This is a genomic window from Cobetia sp. 5-25-4-2, assembly GCF_013374075.1.
Taxonomy (GTDB): Bacteria; Pseudomonadota; Gammaproteobacteria; order Pseudomonadales; family Halomonadaceae; genus Cobetia; species Cobetia marina.
Window position 1 is genome coordinate 533177 of sequence record NZ_BLWK01000002.1, and the last position, 18178, is coordinate 551354.

Annotated in this window: 3 protein-coding genes; 2 read left to right on the forward strand and 1 reads right to left on the reverse strand. The window is 61.6% G+C overall.

Going from position 1 to position 18178, the window contains the following annotated elements; genetic code table 11:
• Positions 1-478 precede the first annotated feature (478 nt).
• A complete protein-coding gene (locus tag HXS65_RS07140; RefSeq protein WP_176493529.1) occupies positions 479-14104 on the reverse strand; it encodes a carbohydrate-binding protein in 13626 nt (4541 codons plus the stop codon).
• An 859-nt stretch (positions 14105-14963) separates the two neighbouring features.
• Between HXS65_RS07140 and HXS65_RS07145 the strand changes: the two genes are divergently transcribed.
• Together HXS65_RS07145 and HXS65_RS07150 are read left to right on the forward strand one after the other, a co-directional pair.
• Positions 14964-16745 (forward strand): type I secretion system permease/ATPase, encoded by a 1782-nt coding sequence (locus tag HXS65_RS07145; RefSeq protein ID WP_176493530.1) that lies wholly within the window; start codon positions 14964-14966, stop codon positions 16743-16745.
• Entirely contained in the window at positions 16742-18070 is a 1329-nt protein-coding gene (locus HXS65_RS07150; RefSeq protein ID WP_077375488.1) for an HlyD family type I secretion periplasmic adaptor subunit, read from the forward strand. Before HXS65_RS07145 ends, HXS65_RS07150 begins: the two co-directional genes overlap by 4 nt.
• The last annotated feature ends 108 nt before the right edge of the window (positions 18071-18178 follow it).

Here is an 18178-nt window from a genome sequence, read left to right on the forward strand (position 1 = left end):
ATGCGTGCCTGTCTTCTCCCGGTTCGCGTTCTGTCCCTCCGAGGTGCCGTCCTGTCAGCGACGACCTGCGACAACAGGCGCATGACGAGGGACATGGCGGGAGGCCAGACGAAAGATGAGGGAGACAACAGCCAACAAGGTGAATCTGAAGGCGGGCATGATAACAGCTCAGGAAGACAGACGCTGCAGTGCGTGTTCGCAGCCGCTTCTGACAGGCGAGCCTCCGGTAACGCCAGACGCAGGCGCGGAGATCGAGACCCGTCTCGCGCCATCAGGTGTTGCCGGGAGATCTCGGAGCGTCACACCGAAAGAAGGAGGGGGGGAACTGGCGACACGCAGATGCCTGACAGGACATGCGCGTCAGAGACTCACGCATGTCCTGCCAGGCATCTACGCGGGCCGGGAAAGGCAAGGTTCCAGCCCATGCCATGTTCCCGGCCACTTGCTCACGCCTTCCCCGTCATCTTGCGCCGTCTTTCTAGAGCAGGCCGGCCTGGACATCATCCTGTATGCCCTGAAGGCCGACATCGTCGCTCATCGGCGCCTCCTCATCATTGGAGACCGGAATCGCGTCGCCGTCCTCGAGCATGCTCATCATCGCGAGTGCATTCGGTGAGCCAGCCGGAGCCACATCCGGATCACGCGTGATCTGGAAGGACGCCAGATCCTGTGAACCGCCATTGAAGGTGATACGCAACACCTGCACCCCCTCCTCCAGGTCCAGCGTCAACGAGGGGCCATCGACATAGACTCCCCAGGCGCCGGAATTGGGCAGCGTGCCACTGGCCTCGTCATAGAACTCGCCATTCTTCTCCACCGAGGCCGTGATGCTGCGCCCATTGTCAGGAGCGGAGGTGACGAATGACAGCGTGTGAGCGCCGGCCTGCTCGACATCGATGGTGTACTCAAGCCATTCACCATCCTCTACCCAGCCTATCGCTTCCCCCTCACCGACGATATCCACCGGTGTATCGCGATAGTTCGAGCCGAACTGAGCGCTGGAGAGCTCGTTGTAGGCCTCCCCTTGCCCGCCTTCATCAAAGTTGACGGCATCGAGGCTGAGTCCCTCATCCGCCTGCACCTGCCAGGGGATGCCTCCCGCATTGAAGGCCTGCTGACCATCAAGGGAGAGCGAGAATCCCTGCAGGTCCATGGAACCGCCATTGAAGGTCAGTCGCAGCACCTGCTCTCCAGCCTCCAGGGTCACCTGGGCGGTCTCGGTACCCACGAAACTGGTCCAGCTACCGGTCGGTGATACCCCTACCGGTGTGGCGCTGGCGTACGGGGCGTCGGCCTCCTTGGCAAAGGTTGCGGTAATGCTGCGCTGCCCTCCCCCCGTGACTCCCAGGGAAGCCAGGAAGGCCATGTCGTAGGTACCGGCCTGTTCGACGTTCAAGGTGTACTCCACCCATTCGCCATCCTCGATCCAGCCGATGGCGCTGCCGCCGCTGGCCATGTCCACGCCCTCACCGCGAACATCGGTCCCCTCCTGCACCTCGCTGGAATCGTTGTAGGCGACATCCTGTCCGCCTTCATCGTAATTCACCGCCTCAAGGCTGAAGTCACTGCCTACCTGCCAGGGCTGACCATCGTCGGTGTGCGCCTGCTGGCCATCGTCCACCGGCGCCACCAGCGTCAGATTCAGCGAGGCCAGATCCAGCTGTCCGCCGTTGAAGGTCAACCTGAGCACCTGCTCACCTTCCTCCAGCGTGAAGGTCAAGGGACCCACATCGGTGAAGTTGGTGAAACCGTCGGTGTCCGGTACCGCCACCGCCTGGCCCTCGGTATAGAAGCTGCCGTCCTGCTCGAAGGCGGCGGTGATCGACTTGCCGTCGGAAGTCGCCGAGGCGGAGAAGTTCAGCTCATAGGTGCCCGCCGTCTCGACATTCAGGGTGTACTCGAGCCACTCACCGTCGGCCACATAGCCGATGGCCAGACTGCCATTGGAGATATCCACCGCTTCGTCGGAACGGAAGCCATCGCCCTGGTGGGCCTGCGTGGTGTCGTTGTAGGCGACGCCCTGGCCACCGTTGTCGAACAGGCGCGCCTCCAGTGTCAGGCCATCGCTTCCCACCGCCCAGGCAGTCTCGCCGGCATTGAAGGCGCTCTGTCCCACCGGCTCGGGATTGTCGAGGAAGTTCGGCACACCGTCGTTGTCATCGTCGTCGTACAGATCCACTCGTCCATTGCCGTCAGCATCTTCCGCCCCTGCGGGATCGTAGGTAGTGACGTTCTCCACCAGGAAGATGTTGTCGTTGTAGTCGTAGTTCACCCCCGCGTAATCCTGGATCACGATATAGGTATCCGGGATTTCGTTGCCGGCGGCGTCCCTGGCCACATACACACGGATCAGATGGCCATCATTCTCGTTCCAGTTGAGATTGTTGCCGGGAGTGCCGATGGCATCGACGGTGTCCTCATGGAGGTTGGCGTCGGGATCGGACCAGGAAATATAGCCCTGGCGGCCCGATATCTCAGCGAAGAAACCAAAGGGCGCATCGCGATCCAGGGTGGTGGTGGTCAGCAGATCTCCCTCATTGAGCGTGCGTGGCAGCAACGTCTGTCCATCGGCCTCGTCGTGGGCCAGCACCTCGTCGATATCACGGCTGTCGACGTCGTGGATGAACAGTCGTGCCACGTCGCCCTGGGTGTGGTAAGCCGCCAGCTGAGTGATCTTGATCGGCGAGCCTCCATCGGCGCGCTGGAAGTATGGAGACAGGATCTCATCGCCGTTGGCTTCCACCAGCCCTCCCTGGTTCATCTGCCCTTCGGCAACATTGGTCGAGTAGCCGAAGGCATCGATGATCTCCTGCACTCCCGGTTCCTGGCCGCTTTCTGAGCGATTCTGGGCCAGGCCGGCAAGCTCGATGACCTTCTCTCCCTCATCCGCATCACTTGAGGTGATGATCAGGCTGGACTCGTAGAGGCTGCCATCGTTGGGGTCATCGGCGATGAAGCGCACGATCACATCGACTGACTCACCCGGCTCCAGCGTCACCGCAGCGAAGGCCTCCGTCAGCTCGAACAGCGTCGCATCACTGACCTCGACACGACTGATGTCGAGACTCTCGAAGCCATCGTTTCTCAGCGTGACGGTCACCTCGTCATGCACCTCCTGCGCGGCATTGGCCGGATTCTCGATGCGCGACATCACCAGGCGATCGTTGGAAGGCACGCCGTCATTGTTGATGACCGTCAGCTCACCACCAGACACCGGTGTCACGCCCTCGATGAGGAACATGTTGTCGTTGTAGTCATAGTTGATCCCGGTGTAATCCATGATCCCCAGGTAGGTGTCGGGGATCACGTTGCCCTCGGCATCGAGAGCCCGGAACATGCGCACGGTATAGCCGCGCTCGATACCCTCGGCATCGGCCGGCGGGGTGCCGCCTCCGGTCGGGTTGAGTGACGGGTCCGTGGACAGATTGGCCACTTCGATACCGAACACGCCACTTCCGGCCCACCCGGCCGGGATATCATCGAGCCCGAAGGTCGCGGTGGCGAAGTTGCCGTTGCTCAATACCGGCAGGATCGACTGGTTATTGTCGCCCGCGTGATTGGAGAAGATCACGTCCTGCCCCTTGTCGCCGGGGTTGTGGATACCCAGCGTCGCCCCGCCACCGCCATGATAGGCCGCCAGCTGGGTGATCCTGGCCTCGCCAGCCCCCTCGGCCAGAGACCAGTAGCGCGATAGCACCTCGTCATCATTGACCGGGCGATACAGATCGAAGTCGTTGAGTACCGAATTCTCTCCGCCACCGACGGTCGACAAGCCTTCGATACGGTTACCGAAGCCGAACACCTCCCACACCTCGTTGACGTTGGGCTCCCAGCCACCCTCGTCACGCGCCTGCCAGAAGCCTGCCATGTGGATCTCGGCGATCGGTGAGTCGGCATCGTTGGTGGTGAGACGGATACGGCCCTCGAAGACCCCATCACCGGCATTGTTGGACGGCGCGGTGTAGCTGTCCCGGTCGAACAGCACCGTGACCTCGAGGGATTGCCCCGCGGCCAGCGTCAGGCCATCAAACACCCCGGGGTCCGCCAGCGTGAAGGGGCCGTCGATGTCGGCATCGAGCACTTCCAGCACATCGCTGCCGGTGTTGGAAATGGTGACCGTGGCACTTTCCTTGAAGTCACGATCGGGATTCGAACCGCTGTTGTTGTCCAGATAACTGAAGTGCAGGCGATCGGAGTAGTAGGCGGCATCACCGCTCTCTACCACGATATCGGCGTTGTCGCTGCCGACCACCGGCATCACATCGAGATAGTCGAGATCATCGGCACCATCGGCGGTGGACACCGCACGCAGGTTGTACTCCACCCCGGCCTCGAGCTCGACATAGGTGCCCTCTTCACCAGCGTCACCCACTCCCGGATAGGCCAGCAGTTTCACCGACTGCCCGTTGAGCGTCAGGGCCAGGCCCTGGCCATCATCGGCGCCCGCATTCGCGGCCAGATCCAGACGATAGAGTCCGCTGCTGTCCACGCTGAAGTAGAAGTCGGCGGTCAGCTCGTTGAGGGTGCGTGCGCTGTCACCGCTCTCGAGCTCGATGCGCGCCCCGTTCGAGACATCGGCATAGACCGGGATGAAGCTGTCGGACGGTGCATTCGGCACCTGCAGCAGATCGATGTTCGGCCCCACGGCACCCGGCGCGGTCAGGGTGATGGTATTGCTGCCCTGCTGCAGAGCGACCAGCGTGTTCTGGAAGAACCAGTCGCTCTCGTCAGCGTTGCTCTGGCCTTCGAAGTTCAACATCCCGAGGTCGACACCATTGATCGCAAGCCCCAGGGGACGGTCATCCTTGGTCGCGGCAAGCGCGTAGCGGAAGGCGATGTCATAGCTTCCCGTCTCGGCGACATCGAGTGTCCAGGTAATGGTCTGATCACCCGTTCCCGCGAAGTCGACGTACCCATCACCGGACGCGTTGCGATCATCATCGCTTGTCAGTACCACCACGGCGCCATCGAGCACTGCCCCCTCGGCCTCGTACTCATCAACGCCAGGCGTGGTATCCGGCGCTTCCTGCAGGATCTCCAGCTGGTCGATATTGGGGCCGGTGTCGGCGGTGGCCTGCAGGCGCACCGTGTTCTGACCACTGACCAGCGTCGCTGCCACGGCCTCGGTCAACCACTCGGCCCAGGCTGCATCCCCCGTCAGGCCGTCGGGCGGACTGAAGTCAAACACCCCGACACTGACATTGTTGACGAACACTTCCAGCGGGCGGTCGGCATTGCCGCCGTTGGCATAGCGCAGATGCAGCACCGAGTCGCCAGCCTGCTCGGCATCCAGCTCGAACGTGAAGGTGAGGAAGTCGGCATTGGTAGACCCGAAGTCCGCATAGCCGCCTGGCGTGCCGTCGGTGTCGTCGGTATTGCCATCGAGCCCGAAGGCACCGGGGCGCAGGCCATTGGGCAGGTCCGGCTGGTTGGTCTCGGGGTTGTCGATGTCGCGAATCTGGATCTCGGCGTCCGTCCCCGTCGCGAGCGTCACGGCGGTGCCGTCGTCAGGCGTCCTGTCCTCGGCCTGAATGACCAACAGCGAGACCAGCTCATCCGTCGGGTCGACAGGGTCCACGGGGTCGACCGGGTCCACCACCCCGCCCGGTGCCGGGTCGAGGCGAATGATCTGGCTCTGGCCATTGCCGCGATTCAGGGTCAGCAGATAAAGCTGGCCGGTGACCGGACTCTCGATGATGTCCAGTGGGTCGACGTAACTGATGACGTTGCCCTCAGGATCACGCAGTACGTCATCGCCAATCACGTTGCCGTTGGCATCCAGCGTGATCGAGCGCACGTCATCACCGCCGGAGTACTCGGTGAACAGCACGTTGCCCTGCAGATTGCCGCCGAAGACATCACTGGTGTATTCCACTGCGCCGTTGGGCGAGCGATTCTCGCCGAGCGAATAGACACCCGAGATATCGTAGGTGCCCTCGGGGTTGGTGCCTGTCGGATACTTGTCGACCTGATTGGGGTCGGTGGCACTGGTCGGATTGCCGCCGTTCAGGATGTACTCGTCGCGCAGCGGGTTGGGATGCCCGTAATAGCCTCCCTCGACGATCTTGAACAGATAGTCATCCTGCTTCTCGACACTGGTGTAGCGCTCGTCCTCCGGCGTCGACGGGTCATCCGGCACGTTGCCGCCTGCCGCCGAACCGTTGGTCGGCACGTACAGGAAGCCATTGGAATGCCACACCAGGTCGTAGGCGTTGCGCGCCCCGGTGGCAAAGATCGTCAGCACCGCGTCGCTGGCGTAGGGGTCGTAGTAGGACTCGAGCACGTTGCCGGACTCGTCCTGCACCGTGGCGACACCACGCTCATCGAACACCAGGAACTCGCCATTGCCCATCGGGATCGGGTCGTCCTTGGGATGGCCATCCGGGTCATCGAAGCGAGTATTCTGGCCGTTGTCGGGAAGCGGCTCGGTAGTGACATCGAAGCCACCGGGAGGCGCATCACGGGTCGGGTCGATCTCCATCACCGCGGCATTCAACAGACGCTCCGGACGATTGCCCCAGGCGCTGTCCGGCTCGCCCATGGCAGAGTTGGAGCCCTGGATCAGATACAGCAGATGACTCGGGACATCGGGATTGGTCTCGGCGTCGTAATCCGGATTCGCGCGGAACTCCAGGCTGTTGGTCACATGATCGCCATTGGAGCGTGGCAGGCCAGTGATGTAGGGCTCGGCGGTGCCCGAGAACTCGCTACCGCCCTCCAGGGTGATCTTGGTGATCCGGCCACTGAAGTCAGGCACGCCGTTGTCACGGCCAGACAGCGGGATCGGATAGTTGTCGGTGATCCACAGCACGTCGGGGTCGGTGGGGTCGATCACCAGCCCGATGATCCCGCGGCGATCATTGCTGGCATCGGCCCCGTCCTGATGGAAGTAATCGCTCGGCAGCGAAAGCTCCTGGCGGTTGCCGAGGGAGCCATCGACGGGGTCGATGTCGTAGCGCAGGATCTGCCCACCAATGGTCGCGATGTACATCGTCGAGCCATCGGCGGTGATCTCCAGCGAGGTGAAACCGAAGGCGTTGTCAGAGGCACCGTCGAGTTCCACCACGTCATTGAAGGCCACATCGCGAGCGACGATCTCCGGGGCTTCGCCGGTGATGAAGGTGTTGGTGTATTTCTGGAACTCACGGGTCGGCGCGTCCAGGTCGTCGTTGGCGCCACGATCCTGGAAGCCGTCGATGATCAGCGTATAGCTGGTGAACTCCTTGAGCGTCTGGCTCGGAGAGATGGTCAGGGAATCGAAGCCACCGGTGGTGTTGGCGTTGAAGCTGACCTCCTCTCCGGTCAGCGTCTCGATCAGACGGATCGAACCGTCAGCCAGGCTCTCGAGCAGCGCCCCGCCGCGGCCGTCCACCACCGAGATGCCGACGAAGATGTCGGACGTCGGGTCGACCCCGCTCGGCAGGCCGCCGTCGTCGGGATCCAGATCGACTTCCACCTCGTTGTCACCGACCCCAGCGATGGCGCGCGCATCAGTGAAGAAGGCGTAATCCTCGGCGGCGATGCGATCATCTTCCGGCGTCAGGTCCGGCAGTGCCTGGATCTCGAGGTACTGGATCTCGGTGTTCTCGTTGTCGAGCCCCAGGGAATCCAGTGTCAATCGCCCATCACTGACCTGCACGATGCGGGTGACCAGATCCGAGCGGAAGCCATCGGTATCATCTGACGGATTGCCGTCCGCCGGGAAATCATCGGGCCGGAACGGGGTGAAGGGATCATTGAACAGCTCACCCTCGGCATTGAGCACGTTGCGACTGTCGTAGGGCCCGGAGGTATCCCCGATGGAGACGGTGACCTCGTAGTAGCCATCGTCCAGCTCGATCTCCCAGCCGGCGCGCACATAGGCGCTTCCCGGCTGGTCGAAGTGGGCGTAGGTGCCCTGGCGCGGGTCGAGCCCGGCGATGTCATCGGTGCGATCATTCACCGCCACGCTGGTCAGCGCGCTGATGTCCAGCGGCTCGGTGCCGGGCTCGCCGTCGTAGATCGACGCCTCGGTGATCCAGCCGTACTGATGGGTCTGGCCGTCCACGGTCACCGATTGGGTGCCGAAGGCCTTGCCGTTGTCGGCGATGTAGCCATCCGGCACCGCGGTGCCTTCGGGCTGGAAGTTGATCTTGACCGAGAAGCGCTCGCCCGGCTCCACCGGACGCTCCGGCACCACGCCATCACGGCTCACCGTCAGGCTGTCGATGTTGGGGCCGGCGTTGCCCAGGTTGGCAAGGCGAATGGTGTTGTCGCCGGCTTCGAGCACCACCTCGAGCGTCGTGGTGGTCCAGTTCTCCCAGCCGGCGGCGTCGGTCCCCGTGGAGGCAAAGGCCAGATTCCCCTGACTCAGCCCGTCCACCAGGATGTCCATGGGGCGATTCGCGCCGTTGGAACCGGCATTGGTATAGCGAACCTCCAGGGTGTAGGTACCGGCCTCATCGACCGCCACCTGGAACTCGGCGGCGTCACCGGCGTCGGCTCCCATGTCCAGATAACCGGTGCCGGTAAAGTCATCCCACAGCCCATCTGGCCCGGAGGCGACATTGGTTTCCGGATTGTCGGCATCGCGCACCTGGGTATCACCGTCGGTATCGATGATGGTCAGCGCCTCGCCCTCGATGGCGAAGTTGAATGCAGGCGTGCCGTCGCCCTCCGCGAAGCTGACCACCTCGCTGGCGCTGGCCTCGTTGCCGGTGGCATCGGTGACGAACAGCGAGACGGCGAGATCGCCGCTCTGATCATCGAGCTGGCCGCTCAGATCCAGCGTGATGTTGCCATCGGCGTCCGGCGTCACTGCCTCACGGGTCGCGCCGCCGTCGAAGGACACGGCAACGCTGATCACGTCATCATCGATGCCGGAGACGTTGAAGACTGCCGCCGCCAGCTGACTGGCATCGAGAGTGTCGTCAGCCGCGACGATGGCGAGATCGCCGTCCTCATCGGCACTCACATCCTCCGGGATCGGGCCGCTGCCGGCGTCGGTCACTTCGATGCGATCGATGTTGGGACCGGTGGTGGCGCCAGCGGGGATCGCCAGCACGATGGCGTTGCTGCCCGCCTCCAGGCTGACGGTGAAGGTCTCGAAGACCCAGTGGTCGAAGCCTTCTTCCCCGCCGCTGCCGTCCGGGTCCGTGCTGGCCATGGCCAGCATCAGCGGATCGCCGCCATTGATCACCAGATCCAGCGGACGATCGGTATTGGTGGCGTAACGCACACTGATGTCGTACTGACCGGCCTGGGCCACCTCGATCTGCCAGGCGACGTTATCGCCAGCCGTGTCGCCGAAGTCCAGATAGCCGGTACCGGAGAAGCCCGGCCGCAGACCGTTCTCCAGATTCGCATTGTCTTCGGGATTGTCGGCATCGCGCACTACGGTATCCGTCGCGTTGGCGCCGTCATCGAAGCTCGTCACCGTGCCGTCTTCGGCCTGCAGACGCAGGGGCGAGAACGGCGCTTCATCGACATCATTCACGGTGACCGAGAGCTGCGCGGTGGTGGAGAGGTCGCCGTCACTGACGCTGACCTCGACGTCATAGACGCCATCTTCGTCATCATCGACCGCCAGCTCGAAATCGCGAGCACTGGTGAAGCTCAGCACGCCGGTGGTGGCGTCAATGGTGAACAGCGGAGAATCGGCCCCGCCAGTGATGGCGAATACCGGCGCGTTGAGGCCGAGAGTCCCCCCGTCTTCATCGACGAGCGGGATCGCGCCAATCTCGGTCAGGTTCTCATCCACTGCAAACGCAGTCTGGTCGATGGCGATGCTCTCATTGAGATCTGCCACGGTGATCAGGGTGTCCTGTGACACGCTGTCCTCGCCATCGGTCACCGTCACGGTCAGCTCGTAGACACCATCTTCATCGCTGTCGGCGGCCAGCTCCGCGTCCGGTGGATTGAGGAAGGCGATTCCTCCACTCGCCACGTCATAGGTGAAGAGCGCGGCATCGGCACCGGACAGCGTCACCGTCAGGCTGTCGCCATCGGCATCCTCAAGCACCAGACTTGCCACGCCAGCACTGTTCTCGTCGACACTGATCGCGGCACCGAGTCCCGCCAGGGTCGGGGCAGTATTGACCGGCTCATCGATACGCTCGAATTCAAGCGAGTCGATACGCATCAGCTCGCCACCGGCACCACGCAGTTCGAGGCTTGCCAGATCACCGGCGGTGACCTCGACGGGCGTCTCGAAGACGATTTCCTTGCGGTTGCCGCTCTGGCCTGCATTTCCGCGCGCGCCACTGCCGACGAAGGTGCCGAAGTCGTCGTTCAATACCACGTCGGCGCTCAGGCTATCGGTTGTCGTGTTGCGCGCTTCAAGCACGGTGTCACCGATGGTCAGGGTCAAGGTGCCTTCACCGTCGGTTTCATCGAACACATAGAGGCGTGCGATGTACCAGCCCGGCTCCACACCGCCCGCCGAGAGATCAGTGCCGATCGTCGCCGGCGCATTGTTGGTCAGACGAATCAGCTGCTCGTTGGACGCCGACGCACTGCCGGTGACGATCAGGTTACCGGCGTCGAGATCCGTGAAATCTTCCGCCTCGATCGTGATGCTATCGCCAACCTGGGTGCCTTCGATGATGAAGCTCAGCGACTGGGTCGCTGACAGACCACTCGGGTCGGTGGCGCGCACGACAACATCGAAGGTGCCTCCTTCACTTGGCGTGCCTTGAATGACACCGTCGATCACCTCGAGTCCGGCAGGCAGATCCTCGGCCGTCAATGTCAGGCTGTCGCCATCGGCATCGGAGAACAGCGAGGCGAAGTCCGCCAGCGGGATCTGGAGGAAGCTCTCGCCCACCTCTCCAAAGTAGGGCTCGAGAGCGGCAGGCTCCGCCACCGGGGCGTCGTTGACGTTCTCGATGCTCAAGGCGAAGTCGGTATCGGTACTGGCGGTGCCATCATCGGCGGTCACCGTGATGGTGTAATCGCCCGGCACCAGACCAGCGAGGCTCCCGGACAGCACAGTGTCGCTGACACTCAGCCCGTCCACGGTGACCGGCAGGCCATCGCCATCGGTGACCCGGAAGCTGAAGGCGAGGTCATCGCCATCGTCATCGACGAAGGGCAGGTCAACCTCGAGATTCGCGCCTTCGTCGAGACTCAGATCAGCGATGCCACCCCCCACCACGCGCGGTGCGCTGTTGGTGTCATCGACATCGGCTTCTGACAGGCTTACGCCACTGAAGCTCGCACTGCCCTTGGCGCCCACATCATCGTCGTTGACGAAGACCAGCGAATCGAGGGTGATGCCCGCATGCGCCGAGAGATCGATGGTGAAGCGCAAGGTGCCATCGCCATTGTCGATGCCCTGCCCACGCAGATCGACAAAGCCACCCTGCGTCTGGCTGCCGCCCAGCTGATAGACACTGTTTCCGCCATTGAACGGATTGGAATCGGCATCGAAGCCGATGGCAACGATCTCGGGGACCGGCGAATCGGATATGGCCACATCCAGGGTCAGGATGCTGCCACTGGTGATCGTGTAGTCCTCCGGCAGGGCTGCCCGCTTCCAGACATTGTCGTTCAACGTCAGAGTGCTACCGTCGTCTTCCACCACCGCCCCCGTGCCAACGGAGGGATTGTCCTGGGTCGCGTTGTAGGCGCTGATCGTAGCGTCATCGAAGGTGACATCCAGCGTCACGCTGCCGACGACGGCCAGCGTGACTGGCTCCGCGACACTCGCCTCATTACCGGCGGCATCGGTCACGATCAGGGTCACGATCACATCGCCCGGGGCCTGTGTGGAGAGATCGACCGTCAAGGTGTCGCCATCGCTGACAACGGACTGACGGGTCACGCCGCCGTCGAAGCTGATCTCGAGAGTCGAGCCGTCATCGATCCCCGCGACACCGAATACCACGCTGGCGCTGTCATCCGCCTCGATGGCATCTTGCGGGCCTTCGAGTGCCAGGTCGCCCCCCTCATCGGCGGTGGTATCCAGCGTCAGCGCCAGGCTCTGTTCGGCACGGTTGCCGAAGGCATCCATGGCGATCAGCGTGACCGACAGATCGCCATCAGCGAATCCCGACAGATCCAGCGTGAAGCTGCCATCCGGGTTCGGCACCACCTCCTGGACCGTGATTCCCTCATCGAAGGTCACGCCGACGAAGGTGATGTCGGCATCCAGTCCGCTGACGCTGAAGCCCGCTTCACCGACGGTCGCGCCATTGAGCAGGGGGTCTACGGCGGTAAAGGTCAGCACAGAGGCATCGGCATCCGCCACGACATCCCCTACCGGGCCCGTGCCCGCCGTGGTGACCTCCAGGCGATCGATATTGGGCCCATTGCTGCGCCCATCAGGGATCGTCAGCGTGACGGTGTTGTCACCGACCTCCAGACTCGTCGTCAGGGTGTGGTAGCTCCAGACATCGAAGCCCTCAGGGTCGACGTTGCCAGCGTTGGGGTCAGTCCCGACAAAGGCGAGCTCGGAGGACTCGCCGTCATTGATCGAGAGAGCCAACGGACGCGCGCCATTGCTGGCATAGCGGAAGTTGAGGTCGTAGTCGCCCGCCTCGGCCACATTGACGGTGAAGGTCAGGCTATCTCCCGGCGCGCTGCCGAAATCCACGTAACCGGTGCCGGAAAAGTCCGGACGCAGTCCTACAAAGCCACCGGCCTCGGGATTCGCGGCGTCACGCACCACGGTGGCGGCCCCGTTGTCGGCGCCCAGCACGGCATCCTCGGCTTGCATCACGACTGGCGCAATCACCGGATCGACAGGCTCCACCGCATCGGCCTCCAGAAGCGCCACCTCGATCTTGTCGATGTTCGGCCCGTTGGTCGCGCCGCCCAGGCGCAGGGTATTGCTGCCGGCGGCCAGCGTGATCTCCAGCGTCTCGGTCGACCAGCCCTCCCACGCGGAAGGCCCGCCATTGCCTGGCTGGTTGTCCGCGGGCACATCATCGATATCATCGGGGTAGTAATTCGGCGCAGTCACCGCTGCGAACTGGAAGGTACCGACCTGACTTTGCGTGTCGTCATCGACCAAAAAGAGATCAATGGGACGCGCCGAGTTGCTGGCATAGGTCACGGTGACACTGTACGTGCCGGCGGTAGCCACTTCGAAAGTGAAGTCACCGTAGGCCTCGGCATTGCCCGATGCCCAGTCGAGATAGCTGGCGCCTTCGGCGCCGACCCGGAAGGTTTCCCTGCCATTGGTGAAGCTGGCGATATTGTCGAGAGTCACCACACGATTGGTGCCAGCGTCGGCGACATCAGACGTCGGGCCGATATCGAGATCCTCACCCTGAATGACGAAGACGTCCGGGTCCGGTGCACGCACTTCCAGATAGTCGACGTTGGGGCCACTGGCCCCATTGGAGGTGAAGGACACCGTGTTCTCGCCCGCCTGCAGCTGAACGCGAATGGTACGCTCGCCGAACTCACTGAAATCAGTGGCGTCGCCGGTCAGGGTCGTGCTCGGCAGATCAAACATTCGATCCTGAAGTTCGCCATTGACGTCCAGGCGCAATGGGCGGTTGCGATCAGACCCATCGCCATTCTGGCTGAGCGCATACCCCAGCGCGAGTTCATATTCACCGGCCTCGGTGACGCTGAAGGTGAAGGTCAGCGTCTCGCCGGTCGCGCCGCCGAAATCCACGTAGGCAGTGCCTGATGCATTGGCGGTATTGGACGGATTATCCCCCCCTGTCACCACCTCGATACCGGCCCCACCGATGGAGGATGCATTGCCATCTCCGTCGTCATCGCTGAGGTCTTCGGCCTCGATACGAAGGGTAGTGAAGCTTTCCGGTGCGATGAGCGCCGCCGTGGCCAGAGGGGCAGGTTCGGCCAGCAAGGCAGGTCCTGTGCCAGCAGCAGGTTCATCACTACTGGTCAGTAGCGCCTGGGCGGCTTGCGGCGTGTCCTCCTGGTCACTCACCTCCTGGTCACTCACCTCCTCGGCGACGACATCCGGTGACTCGACCTCGAAGCCGAACTGCTCACCAGACCCGGGCAGTACCTCGCCTCTTTCGTCCAACGCTTCGATCATCATCTTGAGCTTGCCTGATAGAGGGGTAGGCAGATGATCAAAGACAAAGGGACGCTCAAAGCGCTCAAATACCGACAGTCGATCCTGCGCATCCTCGAATGTCATTCGTATTGACTTGATGGAATCCCCCCACGCTGAGGGAAATGGCGTAACCATTATCTCGTGATCCTGGAACGTCTTTCCCTCAAGACGATCACCACTCCTGATACGTGATGCCATGGACTCAAGACGACTCGATACGAATGACATGGAATACATTTTCCCTACCCCTCGAATAATTTTTAGTGGCGATTTCTACGCCATCTTGAGACCTCACGACACGACGTCCCTCACCGGCAATGAATCCCCGATGACGTTCCACTCTCCAACGCTTTCCCAAAGAGTTCGAACATGACCGGCAAAGGCTCGTAAACCCGTCAAAAACGAGTCTAGACGCGGCCTATCGCAAGACAAGAGGTATTTCCACTCACCCTCGAAATGGCAATATGCATCAGATTCCCACATCAAAATAAATTCAATGAAAACAATACAGTGAATGCTTTGAAATAATAAAACACCACCCCTATAAACCCTCGATACGACTTGCGTGAGGAGAAAAACAATGCTGAATACCAGAGAAAATAATCTTGTCGAAAGCCAGAACCTTCATACTTTTTGAAAAACGTAAACCATATGGATCTTCACCATCAGACATGAGCAAAATAAACAGCAAAAACCAGCAAAATAAAACCCGGAAAGTTTTTTATTGATCATCGAAATATTCACTTGCTCGCCGATCATTCAGCAGCAATATTTCTACAGGCAGTCAGAGGAATAAAAAAGAATAGCCTAATAAATAGATGATCAATATTGACCACATAACCATGGCGTCTCCTCAAGACAACGTGAAATATCCGAGCTCAGGTAGCCGTCAACGACGGTGACGTGGATAAAAAGAACACCAACGACGCTAGGGAACGACACCATGGCCATCTCCCGGGAAGGTAATGACCTGCAAAAGATCCTGGACCACTGTCGGCACAGCTTTGTCTACGTCGGCCTCTTCAGCTTGTTCATCAATCTGCTGATGCTGGTGCCGCCGCTCTACATGCTGCAGGTCTATGATCGAGTCATCACGACACGTAGCCAGGAAACGCTGCTGATGCTGACCCTGGTGGTCGTGTTCCTCTTCATGGTGATGGGGGCCCTTGAACTGATTCGCTCGAGAATCCTGGTCCGAGTCGGGAATCGACTGGACGTACTGATCAGCCCGAGACTTTACAGTGCCATGTTCAAGCACTCCCTGATGACACCGGGCAAGCCCTCCGCACAGCCGCTGAACGACCTCACCACCCTTCGCCAATTCCTTTCCGGCAACGGCCTGTTCGCCTTCTTTGACGCGCCCTGGGTGCCGATATACATCGGCGTGCTGGCACTGTTTCATCCATGGTTTGGTCTGTTCGCCTTGGGCGCGGGCCTTGTTCTGACCGTCATTGCGCTGATCAACGAGAAGACCACCAGGAAGCTGCTGAGCGATGCCAACGGCCAACATGTCCTGTCCCAGGACCTTGCCAACAGCAATCTGCGCAACGCCGAAGTGCTCCACGCCATGGGCATGCTGCCGGGCATCCAGAATCGATGGGAGGCGCGCCACCGTGAGTATCTGGTGCTGCAGTCCAAGGCAAGCGACCGCGCAGGTCTCTTGACCAACACCTCCAAGGTACTGCGCTTGATGTTCCAGTCATTGATCCTCGGTCTTGGCGCCTATCTGGTGCTGACCGGCGACCTGACGCCCGGCATGATGATTGCCGGCTCGATCCTGATGGGGCGGGCGCTGGCGCCGATCGATCAGATGATCACCGGCTGGAAAGGCTTCAGCGGTGCACGCACCTCACGAGCCCGCCTCGAGGAGCTGCTCGAGGCCGTGCCGGCCGAGGCGCCCTCGATGCCTCTGCCGTCCCCCAAGGGCCGACTGACACTGGAGGCAGTCAACGCCGCGCCGCCAGGCGAGCGTCTACCGACCCTCAAGGACATCACTCTGACACTTGCCAAGGGTGAGCACATCGCCGTGGTAGGCCCCAGCGCCGCCGGCAAATCCACCCTGGCACGAGTGATACTCGGCCTATGGCCAGTGCAGCTGGGGTGTGTACGACTCGATGGCGTGGACGTCAGTCAGTGGAAGCGGACCGCGCTCGGGCCTCATCTTGGCTACCTGCCGCAGGATATCGAGCTGTTCGATGGCTCCATCGCCGAGAATATCGCGCGCTTTCAGGAGGTCGATGCGTCACTCGTGGTGCAAGCCGCCCAGAGCGCCGGTGTCCACGACATGATCCTTCGCCTGCCGCAAGGCTATGACACCTGGCTGTCCCACGGGGGAGCCGCCCTCTCCGCGGGTCAGCGACAGCGTATCGGCCTGGCGCGGGCACTCTATGGAAAACCGGTGCTGGTAGTGCTCGACGAACCGGACGCCAACCTGGATGAAAGTGGCGAGCAGGCGTTGGCCAAGTGTCTGATGCAACTGCGCCAGGCAGGCACCACCGCCATCATCATCACCCATCGTCAACGTCTTCTGCAGCAGGTCGACCGCATCCTCGTCCTCAAGGATGGCCAGGTGGCTTCACTGTCCCCGCCGACGCGAGGACGACCCGTTGCACGGGCCGTGGCAGGGAAAGGGCACTCGACTCCGTCCAGGAACGCACAGCGTGTCACCGAGCTGAAACCCAGTGCCAGAGGCCGCCATGAAGGCGGTGAGGAGAGCCCGAGATGACCACCTCCCACTCCATGAATGGCGGCTTTGACAGTGAGCTTCCGCTACGCGACCACAATTATCGACGCCTCGGCCTGGCCGTACTGCTCATCGCGGTCGGCGGATTCGGCAGCTGGTCAGTCATGGCGAACCTGGCAATTTCCGTGGTGGCACCGGGCTCGGTATCGGTAGAGAGCTTCACGAAGACCATCCAGCACCTCGAGGGAGGTATCGTGGAGTCGATTCGCGTGGAGGATGGCGATCATGTCGAGGCCGGCGACGTGCTCATCGTCTTCGATGACACCCAGGCACGCTCTCAGCAGAAGATCGTCGAGGCTGAATACCTGATTGCCAGAGCCAGTGAGATACGCTTGCTTGCCGAGTACAGCAACGCCGAGACCCTGACCTTCCCGGAAGCCTTGAGGCAGTCGACCAATCCTCGTGTGCGGGAGGTCCTTGAAGTACAGCAGCGGCTCTTTGACGTACGTCGTCAATCGCTGAACGGTGCCATGGCAGCCCTGGATGAGCAGGTCGTGCAGATGAACGAGCAGATTGCAGGTCTCGAGAATACCCAGGCCATCACAAGACGACGCATCAACTCTCTCAATGGTGACGTTGCCAACCATCGCAAGCTGTTCCGAAATGGTCTGATCAATAACCAGCGATTGCGTGAGATGGAGCGTGAGAGTCTCGAATACCAGAGCGACAATGCCGGCCAATTTGCCGAGGTCGCACGGCTGCGTTCCCAGATCAGCGAAAACGAGCTGCAGAAACAGATTCGCCTGCAGGAATTCCAGCAACAGATCGGCGAGTCTCTACGCCAGGTTCAGGCAGAGGTCACCGATGCGGAAGAACGACTGGTCGCGCTCAATGACAACCTCAGGCGTACCAAGGTCATCGCACCGGTGGCCGGCACCGTGGTCGGCCTGAAGGTCCATACGCTGGGCGCGGTGATTCGCAGTGGCGACCCCCTGCTCGATATCGTGCCCGCCGGCGACGGCTTCATCGTCGAGGCCAGGGTCCCGGACCATGATATTGACCACCTCTACCTCGGCCAGCCCGCAGAGATTCGCTTCAGCGCATTCAATCAGCGCCTGTCCAACATCATCGATGGCGAGGTCACGCACGTGAGCGCCAACAGCTTTGAGGATGAAGCGACGCGTGCCCGGTATTACAAGGCGCGGATTCGCGTCACCCGGACCGGCCAGAGCAACATGACCGAGAGCATGCGATTGCTTTCCGGCATGCCTGCCGAAGTGATGATCCGTACCGGTGAGCGCAGCTTCGCCAGTTATGTCGGCAAGCCTGTCGTGGATATGCTGGCGCGCGCGATGAGGGAGGAATGAGAGGGGAATGAGGGGGAATGACAGGAGACTGAGGCACCAGTAGACGCAGGGAATCACGAGGAGAGCAGGCAATTCGACCAGGCCCCCACCTCAGAAACGCGAAAAGCC

Excerpts from the sequence above, each read along its gene's own strand:
- HXS65_RS07150 (WP_077375488.1), top strand. The coding sequence starts at position 16,742 with ATGACCACCTCCCACTCCATGAATGGCGGCTTTGACAGTGAGCTTCCG.
- HXS65_RS07145 (WP_176493530.1), top strand. The coding sequence starts at position 14,964 with ATGGCCATCTCCCGGGAAGGTAATGACCTGCAAAAGATCCTGGACCAC.
- HXS65_RS07140 (WP_176493529.1), bottom strand. The coding sequence starts at position 14,104 with ATGACATTCGAGGATGCGCAGGATCGACTGTCGGTATTTGAGCGCTTT.